The 312-nt window shown below is 65.7% G+C and carries 1 pseudogene; it reads right to left on the bottom strand.

Annotation, left to right across the window (positions count from 1 at the left end):
• Window positions 1–279: pseudogene (locus tag CWO89_RS49895) on the bottom strand (hypothetical protein); the annotation flags it as partial.
• Between the last annotated feature and the right edge of the window lie 33 nt (window positions 280–312).

The following is a 312-nucleotide window of genomic DNA, read 5'->3' as shown; positions in this document are numbered from 1 at the left end:
ATCGTCGGCGTGGATGCGTTCCGCGCTCATGACGTGGATCCGGATGGCCTCAATAATGGGATCGAGTGCTACCACGCAGGCGCCGATGGCACGAAGATTGGCCACGTGATCGGCGGTATCGTACGCCTTGTCCTCGCCGGCCGTGATGCGGTGGCCGGCGGCTTTGCCTTGGGCCTTCAGCATGATCTCCGAGGCGCGGCGTTCGGCGGTGCCATCGGCACGTGTAACCATGCCGGCCACCGCCAGCCCATGCCGGTTCTCCATTGTGGCATGGCCCATATAGCAGAGCTTCGCCTCCCGCCCGGCCGCCCT

It is taken from the genome of Bradyrhizobium sp. Leo170 (assembly GCF_004296405.1).
GTDB lineage: Bacteria > Pseudomonadota > Alphaproteobacteria > Rhizobiales > Xanthobacteraceae > Bradyrhizobium.
Note: the sequence above shows the minus strand (reverse complement) of the source record. Positions and strands in the feature narration are given on the sequence as shown.